The organism is Sodalis sp. RH21, assembly GCF_047324175.1.
GTDB lineage: Bacteria > Pseudomonadota > Gammaproteobacteria > Enterobacterales > Enterobacteriaceae > Acerihabitans.
The window spans coordinates 166,162-180,679 of record NZ_CP178732.1 but is presented as its reverse complement, the minus strand read 5'-3'; the positions used below and the strand labels follow the sequence as shown (position 1 = coordinate 180,679).

Annotated in this window: 14 protein-coding genes; 4 read left to right on the top strand and 10 right to left on the bottom strand. The window is 58.9% G+C overall.

Features of this window, described 5'->3' with window-relative positions:
* Positions 1-75: 75 nt before the first annotated feature.
* The 4 genes from feoB (at position 76) to ACL2XP_RS00775 (ending at position 5,651) form a co-directional block, all read left to right on the top strand.
* Complete coding sequence (feoB, locus tag ACL2XP_RS00790) at positions 76-2,379, top strand: Fe(2+) transporter permease subunit FeoB (protein WP_413736719.1); 2,304 nt, start codon at positions 76-78, stop codon at positions 2,377-2,379.
* A gap of 11 nt (positions 2,380-2,390) precedes the next feature.
* Positions 2,391-2,639, top strand: coding sequence for a FeoC-like transcriptional regulator (locus ACL2XP_RS00785; protein WP_413736718.1), 249 nt, complete (start codon positions 2,391-2,393; stop codon positions 2,637-2,639).
* Positions 2,640-2,885: 246 nt separating this feature from the next.
* Positions 2,886-4,571: an alpha-amylase family glycosyl hydrolase gene (locus tag ACL2XP_RS00780; RefSeq protein WP_413739039.1), complete on the top strand. Its 1,686-nt coding sequence runs from the start codon at positions 2,886-2,888 to the stop codon at positions 4,569-4,571.
* A gap of 99 nt (positions 4,572-4,670) precedes the next feature.
* Positions 4,671-5,651: a LysR family transcriptional regulator gene (locus ACL2XP_RS00775; protein ID WP_413736717.1), complete on the top strand. Its 981-nt coding sequence runs from the start codon at positions 4,671-4,673 to the stop codon at positions 5,649-5,651.
* Here ACL2XP_RS00775 and mdcH read toward each other — a convergent pair.
* The 10 genes from mdcH to bioH form a co-directional block, all read right to left on the bottom strand.
* Positions 5,617-6,546 carry a malonate decarboxylase subunit epsilon gene (mdcH, locus tag ACL2XP_RS00770; RefSeq protein WP_413736716.1) on the bottom strand — a complete coding sequence of 310 codons (930 nt, stop codon included), beginning with the start codon at positions 6,544-6,546 and terminating at the stop codon, positions 5,617-5,619. The genes ACL2XP_RS00775 and mdcH overlap by 35 nt on opposite strands.
* A complete protein-coding gene (locus tag ACL2XP_RS00765) occupies positions 6,543-7,229 on the bottom strand; it encodes a malonate decarboxylase holo-ACP synthase (RefSeq protein ID WP_413736715.1) in 687 nt (228 codons plus the stop codon). Before ACL2XP_RS00765 ends, mdcH begins: the two co-directional genes overlap by 4 nt.
* 15 nt (positions 7,230-7,244) lie before the next feature.
* Complete coding sequence (locus ACL2XP_RS00760; RefSeq protein ID WP_413736714.1) at positions 7,245-8,204, bottom strand: AEC family transporter; 960 nt, start codon at positions 8,202-8,204, stop codon at positions 7,245-7,247.
* Positions 8,205-8,428: 224 nt separating this feature from the next.
* A complete protein-coding gene (gene mdcE, locus ACL2XP_RS00755; RefSeq protein WP_413736713.1) occupies positions 8,429-9,235 on the bottom strand; it encodes a biotin-independent malonate decarboxylase subunit gamma in 807 nt (268 codons plus the stop codon).
* Positions 9,232-10,068 carry a biotin-independent malonate decarboxylase subunit beta gene (locus tag ACL2XP_RS00750; RefSeq protein WP_413736712.1) on the bottom strand — a complete coding sequence of 279 codons (837 nt, stop codon included), beginning with the start codon at positions 10,066-10,068 and terminating at the stop codon, positions 9,232-9,234. The genes mdcE and ACL2XP_RS00750 overlap by 4 nt, the downstream gene beginning before the upstream one ends.
* Positions 10,061-10,360, bottom strand: a complete 300-nt coding sequence (gene mdcC / locus ACL2XP_RS00745; RefSeq protein WP_413736711.1) for a malonate decarboxylase acyl carrier protein — start codon at positions 10,358-10,360, stop codon at positions 10,061-10,063. The genes ACL2XP_RS00750 and mdcC overlap by 8 nt, the downstream gene beginning before the upstream one ends.
* 25 nt (positions 10,361-10,385) lie before the next feature.
* Positions 10,386-11,261, bottom strand: a complete 876-nt coding sequence (locus ACL2XP_RS00740; protein WP_413736710.1) for a triphosphoribosyl-dephospho-CoA synthase — start codon at positions 11,259-11,261, stop codon at positions 10,386-10,388.
* Positions 11,261-12,922, bottom strand: a complete 1,662-nt coding sequence (gene mdcA / locus ACL2XP_RS00735; RefSeq protein WP_413736709.1) for a malonate decarboxylase subunit alpha — start codon at positions 12,920-12,922, stop codon at positions 11,261-11,263. The genes ACL2XP_RS00740 and mdcA overlap by 1 nt, the downstream gene beginning before the upstream one ends.
* 303 nt (positions 12,923-13,225) lie before the next feature.
* Positions 13,226-13,495, bottom strand: a complete 270-nt coding sequence (locus ACL2XP_RS00730) for a YdgH/BhsA/McbA-like domain containing protein (RefSeq protein WP_413736708.1) — start codon at positions 13,493-13,495, stop codon at positions 13,226-13,228.
* A 228-nt stretch (positions 13,496-13,723) separates the two neighbouring features.
* Entirely contained in the window at positions 13,724-14,497 is a 774-nt protein-coding gene (gene bioH / locus ACL2XP_RS00725; RefSeq protein ID WP_413736707.1) for a pimeloyl-ACP methyl ester esterase BioH, read from the bottom strand.
* Positions 14,498-14,518 lie beyond the last annotated feature (21 nt).

Here is a 14,518-nt window from a genome sequence, read left to right as displayed (position 1 = left end):
ACCCCTGAGGTTTATCACGCCGGCCCTGGTTCGCTGACCACTAGCATTCAGTTATTTTATGGATATCCGCTGAATATGAAAAAACTCACCATAGGTTTAATCGGCAATCCCAACGCCGGGAAAACGACACTCTTCAATCAGCTGACGGGCACCCATCAGCGGGTCGGCAATTGGGCCGGCGTCACGGTTGAACGCAAGGAGGGTTTTTTCTCCACTACCGGTCATCAGATACAGGTCGTTGATTTACCTGGCACCTATTCATTGACCACCATTTCCCAGCAGGCTTCGCTGGACGAGCAGATCGCCTGCCGTTTTATCCTCGACCGGGAAGCGGATTTACTGATCAACGTGGTGGATGCTTCGAACCTGGAGCGCAATCTCTATTTGACCATGCAGTTGCTGGAGCTGGGGGTGCCCTGCATCGTGGCGCTAAATATGCTGGATATCGCCCGGCGCCAGCATGTGAAGATCGACCTGGCCGCACTGTCCCTGCAGCTTGGCTGCCCTGTGGTGCCGCTGGTTTCCACGCGCGCTCAGGGGATCGACGCGTTGAAGCGGGCAATAGAACAAGGCGCCGCCGCCGCGGTTCCGCTGCCCATCGATTATCCGGCAGCGATAACCGGCGCCATCGGGCAATTAATGCCGTTCATCCCGCCGGCGCTGCCCGACCCGCAGCGCCGCTGGCTGGCGCTGCAAATGCTGGAAGGGGATATTTATGGCCGCCCCCGCTTCGCGCGCGCGTTTGAGCATTTAGAGCAGATTAAAACGGTCTGCAACGAGGACCTGGCGCTGATCATCGCCGATGCCCGTTATCGCAAAATAACCGCGGTGTGCGAGGCGGTAAGCAACGGCCACCTGACGCTGGCGAACGCCATGACCGGCAGGCTCGATGCCCTGGTGCTCAACCGGTGGCTGGGCGTGCCCATTTTCTTTTTTGTCATGTACCTGATGTTTTTGCTGGCAATCAATGTCGGCGGCGCGCTGCAACCCATGTTCGAAATCGGGTCGGCGGCGCTGTTTATCGACGGTACCCAGTGGATCGGACATGTGCTGAATTTCCCGCGCTGGCTGACGGTATTCCTGGCCCAGGGCATCGGCGGCGGTATCAATACGGTGCTGCCGCTTATTCCGCAAATCGGCATGATGTACCTGTTTCTCTCATTTTTGGAGGATTCGGGTTATATGGCCCGCGCGGCGTTCGTCATGGATCGGATGATGCAGGCGCTGGGACTGCCGGGCAAATCCTTCGTGCCGCTGATCGTCGGCTTCGGTTGCAACGTTCCTTCGGTGATGGGGGCCAGGACGCTGGACGCCCCGCGCGAACGCCTGATAACCATCATGATGGCCCCCTTTATGTCCTGCGGCGCGCGGCTGGCGATTTTCGCCGTATTCGCCGCGGCGTTTTTTGGCCAACAAGGCGCCTCGGTGGTGTTTTCGCTTTATCTGCTCGGTATTATCGTGGCGGTGCTGACCGGACTGATGCTGAAGTACACCATCATGCGCGGCGACGCCATGCCCTTTATCATGGAATTGCCGGTGTACCACGTCCCGCATGTCAAGACCCTGCTGCTGCAAACCTGGCAGCGCTTAAAAGGATTTGTCCTGCGCGCGGGCAAAGTCATTATCACCGCCAGTATCGTTATCGGCGCGCTCAACAGCTTTTCACTGCGCGGCGTAGCGGTCGAGGATATTAACGACTCGGCGCTGGCATCGGTGAGCCAGGTTCTGACGCCGCTGCTGGCGCCAATGGGGGTGCACGGGGACAATTGGCAAGCCACCGTGGGGCTGGTTACCGGCGCGATGGCCAAAGAGGTGGTGGTCGGCACCCTGAATACCCTTTACACCGCCGAGCATATTACCCAGGCGCCTTTTGACCCGGATCGGTTTGATCTAGCGGCGCAGTTAACCGGCGCGGCGGCTGAAACCTGGCAAAATCTCAAGGATATCTTCAGCCTGAGCGTGCTCGCCAATCCCATCGAGGCCAGTAAAGGCGACGGTGAGATGAACGGACGCTCCATGGGGGTCATGAGCAGTAAATTCGGCACCGCCATCGCCGCCTACAGTTATCTGATTTTTGTACTGCTTTACGTACCCTGCGTTTCCGTAATGGGCGCCATCGCCCGGGAAAGCAGCCGTGGATGGATGACCTTGTCCATCATTTGGGGGGTTAACGTGGCCTACTCCATGGCGACCCTGTTCTACCAGGCGGCGACCTTTGCCGCACATCCGGTAAACAGCGCTATCTGCATCGCCCTGGTGTTGTTGGTTAACGTGCTGTTTGTGCTGACGCTGCGCCTGATGCGCCATCGTTTCGGCAATGTGTCGCCGGATCGGGAAAACGCGCCGCGTCCCGTATCGACCACTGAAAGCTGCCATTAAGGAACCTGACCTTGGCCGATCTCCTGCAGTTACATGATGCCCTGGCCCTGAGCGGCCAGGCCAGCGCCAGGCAATTAAGCAGCCGCCTCCATTTGTCCGCCGCCATGGCCGAAGCGATGCTTGAACGCCTGGTGATCATGGGTAAAGCCGAGCGCGTCGGCCAGGAGCCGACAGCCCAACCCCAGGGAAGTTGCCGGCATTGCCCCCAGGGCAGCGTCTGCCACGGCCCTTATTACCGGCTCCGCCCGCCTGGGGCATAGGGGGCGGGGATTTAGGACTGCTCCGCAAATCAAGATTCTCCTGAACGGACCAACAAAATCCTTATTGGTATAACTGATTGTTAATTGATGATTTTATAAACATCTGGTCTCCCAGGCGGCCAATTTTCGCCTTATCCGGAATGGTAAGAAGGTTTGCGCTTTTATTTCTAATGGCTACATTGACAACATGGCGTCAATGCTGTGGTCATGCTGTTCAGGACGTCGTCACTCCTACAAGGTGCAATGATGGAAGCCATTACCCATTTACTTGAAGAGATTTATGCCTCATCGCTTACCCAGGCGCAGTTGGATACCATAAAAAGTAAAATCATCTTCGCCAAATCGACCCAGCAGCAGCAGCGCAAATTACATTGGGATGAGCAGGACGTGGTGCTGATCACTTATGCCGATCAGTTTATGGAAGCGGAACAGCCAACGCTTGTGACTCTCACCTCTTTTTTTGAACAACGGCTGCAAACGACCTTCAACCTGGTTCATCTGTTACCGTTTTATCCTTACTCGTCGGACGATGGTTTTTCCGTCATTGATTATCACCAGGTCAATCCCATCGTGGGTAGTTGGCAACATATCAGCCGGCTTAATCAATCCACCCGCCTCATGTTCGATTTTGTCTGCAATCATATCTCCGCGCACAGCAAATGGCTGGCAAGCTATCTCGAACGGCAAATGGATTTTGAGAATTTTTTTATCGCCGTCCCGCCGGCAACCGATCTGAGCACCGTGACCCGTCCGCGCACCTCGCCGCTGCTGACGCCCTTTGTGATGAAAAATGAAGAAACCCGCTACCTATGGACGACATTCAGCGCCGATCAGGTCGATCTTAATTTTGCCGATCCCCATGTGCTGATCGGGATCATCGGGGTGTTATTACATTATCTGACCCAGGGCGCGGATTATATCCGCCTGGATGCGGTAGGCTATTTGTGGAAAGAGATCGGCACCCGCTGCATTCATCTGCCCAAGACCCACCTGCTGGTGAAATTGATGCGCGCCATCGTTAATGAAGTGGCGCCAGGCACCGTGATTATCACCGAAACCAACGTACCCCATAAAGATAACATCAGCTATTTCGGCAATGGCCGCGACGAAGCGCAGATGGTGTACCAGTTCCCGCTGCCGCCCCTGGTGCTGCATGCCATCCACAACGGCAATAGCCGCGCATTGCGCCAATGGGCGGCCTCGCTGGATACCGGCGGCGGCACCGTCACGTTTTTCAATTTCCTGGCCTCCCATGACGGCATCGGCATGAACCCGCTGCGGGGTATCCTGCCGGAGATTGAAATCAATAGCCTGGTGAGGGATCTGGAAGCGGAAGGCGCGCTGGTGTCGTATAAACAAAATACCGACGGGACCACCAGCCCTTATGAAATCAATGTGACGTTTATGGATGCCCTGAACCGCCGCCAGGATTCCGACGACACGCGGTTACAACGATTTTTGCTGGCGCATGCCATTTTACTGGCATTCCCCGGCGTGCCCGCCGTTTATATTCAAAGCATTCTCGGCTCGCGCAATGATTATGAAGGGGTTAAAGCCGCCGGCCATAACCGGGCGGTCAATCGTGAAAAATATCCGTTGAAAGCCATCGAGTCGGCGTTGCAGGACGAGACGTCCCTGCGTGCGCGGGTATTCCATCACCTAAGCGATCTGATTCAACGGCGCCGGCAACAACCGGCGTTTCATCCGGATGCCCCGATGGAGGTCATGGCGTGGGATAATGCGCTGTTCGCCTTTCATCGCCGGGGCAAAAGGCAGGACCTGCTGTGCCTGTTTAATTTAAGCGCCAAGACCATTACCTGCCCCCTGCCTGACGGGCATTACCATGATGTGATAAGTTATCGGGACTTTACGGGAGGCGCGCCCCTGAGCCTCGAACCTTATCAATTCTTTTGGCTCGAATACGCCCAGTGATCGCGCCTGCGCATTTCCCGCCGCCGTAGCTGCGGGAAATGCCGCTCAGGCTTGCCGGGCGCCGGTCTAAAATGAATCCGTCGGGATGGACGCTGCCGTATGATTGATAACGATATCACCTTTCGCAAGCTGCAAATCTTTCTGGCGTTCATGGATAAACGTAATATCAGCCGCACCGCCGAACAGCTGGGTTTAAGCACGGTAAGCGTTCATCGCGCGCTGCATACGCTGGAAGAAGGCGTGCGCTGTCCTTTGTTTGTCCACCAGGGGCGAAACCTTACCCCCCTGCCCGCCGCGGAAACCCTGGCGGAATATGCGCGTGAAGTCTCGGATTTGATGCGCCGCGGCATCGAAGAAACCCGCAAATGCGGCGGCATCGGCCAGGGCCGGCTGAAATTAGGCACCATGTATTCCCTGACGCTAGATACTATTCCGCAGTTGATCATGGGGTTAAAATTGCGGCGGCCCGCCCTGGAGCTGGAGTTGCTGATGGGATCAAATCAGGATCTGCTGGTCAAGCTTGAAGATCAGCAGCTGGATGCCATCCTGATTTCGATCAGCGACACACAAATAGACCCGGCCCGCTTCGAAACCCTGCCGCTATTCAAGGATGATATCTACCTGGCGTCGCCGTCATCGTCATCCGCCGTTATGGCCGGGCCGGCGGATCTGCGCGATTTCCGGCACGAAAAATTTGTCTCTTTGACCGAAGGTTTCGCTACCTATCACGGCTTTCAGGAAGCGTTTCACGTGGCGGGATTCGAACCGCAGATCGTCACCCGGGTTAACGATATTTTTTCCATGATTAATCTGGTGCAGGCAGGGGTCGGCCATACCCTGCTGCCCGGGCGGATGAAGCGGATTTACGAGCATTCGGTACGCCTGCTGACGCTGGCGGCGCCTTACCAGATGCGCCAGACCATTGCGCTGGTCTTCGCCCGCAACCGCGAGCGCGATCCCGAGATGCTGGCGCTGGTGGCCGAAGGCAGGATGTATGCGCTCAGCCGCCGTGATGCCGGCGACGCTCCGGCCGCCGAAAAAGCCGTTACCGTCCCGTCAACCGTCCGGCCAGCGTCTTGATTAACGACAGTGGGTTCTGGCTGAGGGCCAGCGCCTCGCCCTGTTCCATTACCCGTTTGGTCAGGCCGGTCAACACCGCCCCCGGCGGCATTTCGATCGCCAGGCGCACATCGCGCTGATAGGCGCTGACCATGGCATCCCGCCAATGCACCGGCCGCGCCATATTCAGCGCCAGATCCTCGGCGATGCGTTGCGGCTGCCATAATACGCGCCCGGTGCTGCCGCTTAGATACGCGATGCCGGGCCGTTGCAACACCGCCCCCGCCATGGCGTCCGCTAATTTATGCGCCGGCTCGTTCAGCAGTTCGCAGTGGGACGGTACGCTTACCGCCAGACGCCGGGTGCGGCTGGCGCCTTGTCCGCGGGCCAGCTCGCAGACCCGGCTCATGGCCGCTTCGCTGCCGGCGATGACGAACTGATCGTCGGCGTTGAGATTGGCAAGATACACCGGCAGGTCCGCGCCGTGTACCTGCGCAATGATGCGTTCTATTTGCGATTGCGGCAGCCCCGCGATCGCCGACAGGCCATATCCCCGCGGATAAGCCTGTTCCATCAATTCCCCCCTGAGCGCCACCAGCCGCAGGCCGTCCTCATAGGATAGCGCGCCGGCGCTCACCGCCGCCGCAAACGCGCCGATGGATAGCCCGCTGGTAAAATCAACCCCGATGCCGGTGTGCAATACCTGCCGCGCATAGGCCACGCCGGTGATAAACAGGCATAGCTGCACGGCGCGGGTGGAGCGCAGCGCGTCGGGGCTGTCCAGTTGCAAAACCGGTTCGGCCAGGACCGACGTGGCCCGGCTTAACAGGTCGCGGGCATCATCGGTATCCGGGAGATCGTGGAGCATGCCGGGAACCTGCGGTCCCTGGCCGGGAAATGTCAGCAGAATTTTCATAAGCTTCTCTGGTCCGTGGAAACATCCCAGGGATCGCGGGTTATCACGGGGCCGCGGTCGGTTTTTATCATTACGCTGGCGCCGCGCAGCCATTCCAGCAGCGCCATGCCTCCCATCGGGGTATCGAGTTGAATATCCACCCGGCACGGCAAAGCGGCGATGGCCGCCAGCAACGGGGCGAAATCTTCCCTGGCCCGCGGGTCCGGGCAACGGATCAGCAGGTCAAGATCGCTGTCCGCCGTGCTGACGGTTAAACCGGTGGCCAGCATATAACCGCAGCTGCCGGTGACTCCCCAGCGCCAGGGCCACCGCGTGGCGGCCAAAGCGAGCAATGCCCGCATCACCGGCAACTCCCGCGCCTCGGGAGGTAAATCGGCCACCGGCCGGCCCGGTATTTGCTGCCATTCAGCCCGCGGGCCGCCGGCAACAAGACCGGCGACCAGCGCCTCGGGACTGACCCGATAAATCACCGCCGTGGGCGCTACCCAGGCCGCCGCGCGCTGCGAGCGCTCCCCGCCCCGGATACCCACCGGCAGCAAATCCGGCCGGCCGACATCCCGGCGCGCTACCAGCGGCAATCCGGCGCACCAGTGGGCATCAACCCACGATGGCGCGGGCTGCTGCCAGCGCAGCTGGCCGGGGTGGCCGATCCACAGCAAATCATGCGCTCGGATGGATACCATGATCGCTCCTGCCGGCTACAAACCGGCGGTCAAAGAGATAAACAGCGGTAAGGTCAGGATACACAGGATTGAACTGATCAACAGCGTAGCCTCGGCGTCGGGCGACTGTACGCCAAAACGATTACCGAACACGATACCGAAGAAACCCGCCGACAGGGCCACCATCAGCACCGCGGTCACGGCCAGCGGACCGGTAATGCCGAACGCCACCAGTAATCCCCAGGTGATAAAGGGCTGGATCAGATTCTTGGTTATGCAGGAAACCAGCACGGGCGCGTTGATTTTCAATTTACGGGCTGAAAGGATCACGCCGGTCAGAAATAGCGCCGAGGCGGTGGCGGACAAGCCCAGGGGCTTAATTGAGGCCAGCACGATTTCCGGCATTTTCAGGCCGATGGCCGATAGCAGCACGCCGAGCAGCGGTCCCCAGACGATAGGCTTGGTCACCGAGCGCCACATCAATACCGGCAGCAACATCAGCGCTGAAGCATGATTTTCGCCGCTGGCACGGGCCTTTTCGCGCTCCAGGATCAGCAGGCAAAACGGGGTCATCAGCACCGAGCCGCAGGCGATGGAAACCGCCACCGATAGCGAGGTGCTGGAATTATCACCCAATACGCTGCCTAAAATCGGCAGTCCCAGCGCGGCATAGTTCGGCAGGGCCACCGTTAGGGTTAACACCGCCGCATCCTGGGGCGACTTCTTGAAGATTTTGACACAAACCAAATAAAGCGCGGCATAGGCTATCCACATGGAAAGCACTAGCAGCAAAATCAGCGGCGACTGGCTGAGTATGCCCTGCCAGGGAGTTTGCACCGTGGCGCTGAACAGCGCGGCGGGTAGCGCAAAATCCATCACGAAGACATTGAGCAGTGAAACGTTGCTGTTTACCACCATTTTTGCCTTGCCGGCGTAAAAACCCAGCAACATAATCACAAAAATCGGCGCCAGGGCATGAATAATAATGTACGTCATATAACCACCTGTAATCTGATGAATTTTTTTTGTTTTGATACCGGTGCGATGTATTTTTTTGTTTTACGCTGGCCGATTACGGCATGCAGCAGGGCCCGGACAGCCGAAGGGCTATCCCGGTCCTGATACGGTCGCGATCGGATTGCGGCAGGTGTTGCCGGTACTGTTGGCGGAACCGCTACCCGGGACGCTTGCCCGGCATAGCTATCTGCTGCTACGGCGCCCTACCATTCCTGGTGCATACGTTCCCTGACCAGTTGGGAGCTGCGCCGGTTGTCGGCGCCCCGGCGGTTGGACAGATCGATCCCTTGCCGTCCGGCTTTATCGACGGCATCGGCCAGGGCGGCGCGTACCCGCCGGATCTCGTCTTCGCCGGCCTGGTCGGGATGGGCTATATCCAACAGTTGCGCCAGCAGGCCCAGCGTAGCGTAGTTTTCGATGTCATAGGCCATCGGCGCAATGGTTTGGGCCAGGTTTTCCAACGCCGCTACCGAGCGCAAGGTGATACGGGCGGCGGACTCCTTGCCCATGGCATGAACCATCACGGCGGGGTCGTTAAAGGCGATAAGCTGGTTGGCCTGGTAGCCATGCGCCAGGAAAGCGCCTGACATGGCTTTACCGACAATCAAAGCAATCACCGGATGACCTGCCAGACGAGCCTTGGCATAGGCCGCGGCGGCCCCCGCCAGCGACTGATGGATACCGAAAGCCTCTTCGCGTCGGCCATAAGCCTGGCTCGGAACATCGACAATCGCCACGATAGCGCGCTTTTCGGCCTTATCGGCGTCCTGCGCCACGGCTTCGCTGACCACCCAATCCAAGGCCCAGCCTTCCAACAAGCCCACCTCGCCAAGAGCGGCGCGCGGAAAATGATTAGCGGCATCGGGCACCACGGCGATATAGCGTGCCGGCCGGCCGGCGATCTCGCCGTCCGCCGCTTTAACCGAGGCGCACAGGCCCGCATGGGGCCGCGCGCCGGCGGTTAGCAGGGAAAACCAGTAATCTCCCCGGCTAAGATAAGTCGTATTCATGAGCGATCCTCCCGGTTGAACAGCGCCAATACCCGCGGCTTATCCACCTGTTGGCGCGTGTCGAAATGATTGAGTTTGTCCAGGTAATAGCGGTAATCGTCAGTGCGCAGCCGACCCGGCATCCCCTGGCGCAGAAAGTCCAACGTGGTCCGTTTCACCTCGTCCAGGGAATCGGCCACCAGGGCATCGACAAAGCCGGCCTGATAACGCACTTCACCGCCGGTCATGCTCCAGATAAACGGCCGATCGCGGGAGTCATACTCTTCAATGCCCGCTTCCTGCTCGATAACCTGCGGGCCGTTTAACCCCAGCCGGGCTTCACGGGTGACGATAAGCCGGCTGCAAAGCGCCGCGGCGATGGACATGCCGCCAAAGCAGCCCACGGTGCCGGCGACAATGCCGATAACCGGCGTATAACGGCGCAAATCCACGATAGCGGCATGAATATCGGCAATCGCGGCCAGGCCGAGATTCGCTTCCTGCAAACGAACTCCGCCGGTTTCCAGCAGCAATACCGCCTGGGTTTCAATGCCCTTGCGCCAGTCCAGCGCCGCCAGCTCCAGCGCCGCGGCCATTTTTGCGCCAGACACTTCACCCATGCTGCCGCCCTGGAACGCCCCCTCAATGGCGACCACTACCGTGGATTTACCCCCCATGGTGCCTTTGGCCACCACCATGCCGTCGTCGGCCTGCGGTACGATTCCCTGCGGCTCCAGCCAGGGCGAGGTAATTTGCTCGTAGGGGCCGAGCAGCTCGCGAAAGCTGCCTGCGTCCAGCATGGCGCGCGCCCTCTCGCGGGCGCCGAGTTCAATAAAACTGATTCTGTCAGACATGGCTGGCCTCCTCGAAAACCTGCTCAATACGTAGACGGGCCACGCCAGGCGTGGCGCCGAAATCATTGATATCCAACCGCCCGGCCGGTAATGGCCGCGCCGCGTTGATCCGATCAAACAGGTGCTGCCAACGCTGATGACCGCCGTCGACGGACGACCGGATAATAACCTGCAGCTTGCCGCCGCCGGCCGGCTGGAAGATAGCCTCCAGATCGCCGGACCCGACTACGCCTGCCAGCGCCTTGGCGGGTAACGTGTCGCTAGCCGGAAAATGCAATTCAATTCGTTCCATAACATCCTCTCGATGATGTAATTGATTAGGCGCTAACCCAATCGAGGAAAAAGGTGGCCGCCAGGAGATCGGCCGCGCCGCCCGGCGACGCATTGTCGCGCAGCATACGTCGATCCAGATCGGCCAGCGCGTCGCGCCCCGCTGGCCGGCCGGTGCCGCCCGCGGCCAACACCGCCGCGGCGCCCCGATGCATGGCGGTTAGCGCCGGCATGCCGCCCCGGTTGAGAACGCAGGTGTCCGTCAGGGTGCACATAATGGCCATTAACGCATCCAGCCGGGCCTGCGGTTCGCTGGCGCCCTCGCCGCGGCTTTGCCGCAGCTGCGGCAGCGCCCGCTGGGTAATGTGCGGGAAACCGCATACCGCCTCTTCGCGGGCGCCGGGCACCCGGTAACGCTGGACGGCACGCTGCCCTTTGCTAAAACCCCTGGGGCTAAAGGTATCCTGCAGGGCGGCCAATCGCGCCGCGCCGCCGGTAATCATCGCCACCGGGCCCGTGCCGCCGAGCATCGCACAGGCGCTGACCAATAATCCCAGCGCCCAAATCGCGCCGCGATGGGTATTCACGCCGCCGGTAGCGGCCAGCATATGTTGCTCTCCCAACCGTCCCTGCCTGCCGATTTCCTGGCGCAGCGCCGCATCCGCCGGGCGCAGCCAGCTATGCAGGGCCAGGCGATAAAATGTCGGCTGCAAACTGTGGGCGGAGCGCTCCATCAGGGCCAGGTCGAGATCGTGATGCGCCCCGGCGCCGCGGCTATCCACCAGGCCCGGTTTAGGGCTGAGCCGGGCCTCTTCCAACAGTGAACGCACCGCCAGCGCGGAGAGCCTGGCGGCCTGCCGCTCGGCATGGCGGGACCATAATAGGGACGCGGGCAAAGGCTGTTGCGAGAGCTGTGTTTTCATTACCAGCTCCGGAATTTTGCCGGTGGCTGGTATAACCCGCCGGACCATTCAACCAGGTCGGCGATACTGCCGGCGGCCAAAAGCGAACGGCTGGCTTCGGCACGCCGGATACCGATATCCTCGGGATAAACCACCAGGCCGCGGCGGCGCAAATCGGCCACCCGTTTGGCATCGACGCCTAAGCCGATATCGGTAATGCCCGCCACCGCCGCCACCATCGCCCGACGTTCTTCCATCGAACGCGCCCGATAGAGATAAGCAATACCCTCTTCGGTCAGCACATGGGTCACGTCCTGGCCATAAATCATGACCGGGGCCAGCGGCATGCCCGCCGACTGGCCGACCTCCACCGCTTCGAGTTTTTCCACAAACGAAGGTTTGGCGCCCGCCTGGAAGGTTTCGACCATCTGCACCACCAGCTTGCGGCCCGGCTGCATCGGATCGGGTTCTTCAATCATATCCAGCCAGGCGGGAGTGGCGTGGCGGCGACCGTGCGGGTCATGGCCCATATTCGGCGCCCCGCCAAAACCGGAGAGGCGGCCGCGGGTCACGGTGGACGAATTGGCCAGGCCATCGATCTGCAAGGTCGAACCAATAAACATATCCACCGCATATTGACCGGCCAACTGGCAGAAGGCGCGGTTGGAACGCATGGACCCATCGGCGCCGGTGAAAAAGATATCCGGGCGGGCGGCAATATAATTTTCCATACCCAATTCGCCGCCGAAGCAGTGCACGGTTTCAACCCAGCCGCTTTCGATGGCGGGGATCAGGGTCGGATGGGGATTAAGGGTCCAGTGCCGGCAGATTTTGCCCCTCAGTCCCAGGCGTTCGCCGTAAGTGGGCAGCAGCAGTTCGATAGCCGCGGTATTAAAACCGATACCGTGGTTCAGCGATTTCACCTGATGCTCGGCATAAATACCTTTAATGGCCATCATCGCCATTAACACATGCACCGGTTTAATCAGGCGCGGGTCGCGGGTAAACAGCGGCTCGATAAAGAACGGCCGATCCGCCACCACCACGAAATCAATCCATGAACCGGGGATATCCACGCGCGGCAAGTCGCATTCTTCATCCACCAGTTCATTAACCTGGGCGATAACGATACCGTCTTTAAACGCCGTGGCTTCCACCAGCGCCGGGGTATCCTCCGTGCTGGGACCGGTATAAAGATTGCCTTTGCGGTCAGCCTTGAAACCGGCGATAAGCGCGATATTAGGCACCAAATCCACAAACAGGCGGGCATACAGTTCGATATAGGTGTGTATGGCGCCGACTTCCAGTTGCCCATCTTCCAACAGCTGCGAAATGCGCAGGCTTTGCGGGCCTGAAAAAGCGAAATCCAACTTGCGGGCAATGCCTTTTTCAAACAGATCGAGATGCTCCGACAGGCTTACGCTGGGCATAAGCATATGCAAATCGTGTAATTTTTCCGGACTGGCCTTGGCCAGCATACGCGCCAGGAAATCAGCCTGTTTTTGGTTATTGCCTTCCAGCACGACGCGGTCGCCCGGCGCAATCAGCGTTTCAAGCACGGCGGTTATTTTGTCGGTAGGCAGCACTTTGCCATCGGCCACGGCGCGGACCAGGTCCAGCCGGCGTTTTTTCTCAGTGCGGCGAGTATCCCAGACTCTTGGGGACGCTTGATGAAGCGGCATGGTAGACCTCCTCGGTTCATGTACTGTCGCAAAATGGGACAGCATTAATAAACGGTAGAGGCAGTGTAGGCGGGGCGGGGAATGGGCATCAATTAACCCACGGGTCCGACCATTAGCTTTAGAGTAACGAAGAGTGGGGCATGACCGTGGCCGCAGGGTAGATAACATTGAGAACCGGCGGCCGCCGTGTAAAAAAACGGGCGGATAAAATATAAAATAAAAAAACGGCGTAGTAAGCTATGTACGCCGTAGAAATAGACGAAAATACAAACAGTATTTAATTAAACCGTGCGGACCGAAAAACTATTTATAGACTTCCGCGGTGGCGCTAAATTTACCGTGTTCGCGACCGGCGATGATTACATAATATTTTCCGCCTTTTTTATCCGCTCTTTCGGACAGTATGGCTTTGGCATCCATCGGCGAGGTGGTTTTGGCGGTGGTATGCACCGTGCCGATTTTTTCATAGCCTTTGTCCTTCGCTTCCTGAGCGGTAATTTCTTCAGCGGCCATCGCGTTTAGTGAAAACATAACGCCGGCCAGGGCCATCGCCATAAAAGTAAGTTTCTTCATTGGACTTCCTCTATAATTTTTAATTTTCCGGATGCGTATAACCCGCCAGATAATAATCATTGCTTTATCACACAGGAAAAGTTTTTATATATTTCACTTTTCACCGCCGTGGGTGGGATACGTTAATTAACTATAGGAGACATTTTTAAATTATCCATTTAACCCATCGACAGTATGTTGTTTACCGCCGCGCACCGGCGGTAAACAACATAAGAGCTAAAAGCGCGGTTATCCCCGCGCGTTGACATAATCAATAACGGTTTGGCAAAACAGCCCGGGGTGGGAAATAAAAGGGGCATGCGCCGCTTTGGGTATGATCATGCTGTCGCTGCGCGGCCAGAGCATATCCAGCAGACCGGCGACTTTGCGCGGCACCAGCCCGTCCAGGTAGCCATAAAGACGCAACAACGGCAGCTCCAGCGCCGCCAGAGAATGACGCAAATCCGCGCTGCGCAAAATTTCCAGCCCTCCGGTCAAGGCGGCCACCGTCGGCAAAGGCTGATTTAGCACGACCTGTTTCAACCGGCGGGCATCTTCCCGGGACGTTTCGGTACCCAGCGTTTGCAACGCTAAAAAACGCTCTACCGTGCGTTGAAAATCATGATTCAGTTGCTGCTCAAAACCGGTTAATACTTCCGGCCTGATACCGGGCCAAGCGCCATCGGCGCAAAAGCAAGGGGAAGAGGCCACGGTAATCAGACCGCTGACCCGTTCCGGCCGGGTCAGCGCCGCCTGGCTGGCTACCAGCCCGCCCAGCGACCAGCCCAGCCACCAGGCGCGCGGCGGCGCCCCGGCGATAACCTCATCCGCCATCTGCGCCAGCGACAAGGCGTCAAAGCCCTGGCTGCGGCCATAGCCCGGCAAATCCACCATATGCAGCCGGAAATGCGGCGCCAGTCGCGCCTCAATGCAAGACCATACGCCGGCATTCAGCCCCCAACCGTGGAGCAGCACAAGATCGATTGAACCCGTGCCTGCGGTGTGCCAATACGGTGGCGCCATCAGTTATAGTCCCTGAAAGTG

Excerpts from the sequence above, each read along its gene's own strand:
- ACL2XP_RS00780 (WP_413739039.1), top strand. The coding sequence starts at position 2,886 with ATGGAAGCCATTACCCATTTACTTGAAGAGATTTATGCCTCATCGCTT.
- ACL2XP_RS00740 (WP_413736710.1), bottom strand. The coding sequence starts at position 11,261 with ATGAAAACACAGCTCTCGCAACAGCCTTTGCCCGCGTCCCTATTATGG.
- ACL2XP_RS00750 (WP_413736712.1), bottom strand. The coding sequence starts at position 10,068 with ATGTCTGACAGAATCAGTTTTATTGAACTCGGCGCCCGCGAGAGGGCG.
- mdcE (WP_413736713.1), bottom strand. The coding sequence starts at position 9,235 with ATGAATACGACTTATCTTAGCCGGGGAGATTACTGGTTTTCCCTGCTA.
- bioH (WP_413736707.1), bottom strand. The coding sequence starts at position 14,497 with ATGGCGCCACCGTATTGGCACACCGCAGGCACGGGTTCAATCGATCTT.
- mdcH (WP_413736716.1), bottom strand. The coding sequence starts at position 6,546 with ATGAAAATTCTGCTGACATTTCCCGGCCAGGGACCGCAGGTTCCCGGC.
- ACL2XP_RS00760 (WP_413736714.1), bottom strand. The coding sequence starts at position 8,204 with ATGACGTACATTATTATTCATGCCCTGGCGCCGATTTTTGTGATTATG.
- feoB (WP_413736719.1), top strand. The coding sequence starts at position 76 with ATGAAAAAACTCACCATAGGTTTAATCGGCAATCCCAACGCCGGGAAA.
- mdcA (WP_413736709.1), bottom strand. The coding sequence starts at position 12,922 with ATGCCGCTTCATCAAGCGTCCCCAAGAGTCTGGGATACTCGCCGCACT.
- ACL2XP_RS00765 (WP_413736715.1), bottom strand. The coding sequence starts at position 7,229 with ATGGTATCCATCCGAGCGCATGATTTGCTGTGGATCGGCCACCCCGGC.
- mdcC (WP_413736711.1), bottom strand. The coding sequence starts at position 10,360 with ATGGAACGAATTGAATTGCATTTTCCGGCTAGCGACACGTTACCCGCC.
- ACL2XP_RS00775 (WP_413736717.1), top strand. The coding sequence starts at position 4,671 with ATGATTGATAACGATATCACCTTTCGCAAGCTGCAAATCTTTCTGGCG.
- ACL2XP_RS00730 (WP_413736708.1), bottom strand. The coding sequence starts at position 13,495 with ATGAAGAAACTTACTTTTATGGCGATGGCCCTGGCCGGCGTTATGTTT.